The following is a 453-nucleotide window of genomic DNA, read 5'->3' on the forward strand; positions in this document are numbered from 1 at the left end:
CTGCAAAGAAGTGGGTAGTTTAACCTTCGGGAGGACGCTCACCACTTTGTGGTTCATGACTGGGGTGAAGTCGTAACAAGGTAGCGCTAGGGGAACCTGGCGCTGGATCACCTCCTTATACGATGATTATTGCGATGAGTGTTCACACAGATTGATATGGTTTAGAAAGTTTAGAGTATCTTAGTGTCCCGTTCGTCTAGAGGCCTAGGACACCGCCCTTTCACGGCGGTAACAGGGGTTCGACTCCCTACGGGATACCATGGGTCGTTAGCTCAGTTGGTAGAGCAGTTGACTTTTAATCAATTGGTCGCAGGTTCGAATCCTGCACGACCCACCATTTCCTTCCACGGGAAAACAAATAATGTGGGCGATTAGCTCAGTTGGGAGAGCACCTGCCTTACAAGCAGGGGGTCACTGGTTCGAACCCGGTATCGCCCACCATCTTTAAGGGTT

The 453-nt window shown here is 50.6% G+C and carries 3 tRNA genes and 1 rRNA gene; all 4 read left to right on the top strand.

Features of this window, described 5'->3' with window-relative positions:
* Nucleotides 1–118: ribosomal RNA gene (locus CIK04_RS30265) — 16S ribosomal RNA — on the top strand; the annotation flags it as partial.
* 67 nt (nt 119–185) lie between these two features.
* A tRNA-Glu gene (locus CIK04_RS30270) sits at nt 186–260 on the top strand.
* A 1-nt stretch (nt 261) separates the two neighbouring features.
* Nucleotides 262–337, top strand: a tRNA-Lys gene (locus tag CIK04_RS30275).
* Nucleotides 338–365: 28 nt separating this feature from the next.
* Nucleotides 366–441 (top strand) — tRNA-Val (locus CIK04_RS30280).
* Nucleotides 442–453: the final 12 nt, after the last annotated feature.

The organism is Vibrio sp. 03_296 (genome assembly GCF_002265885.1).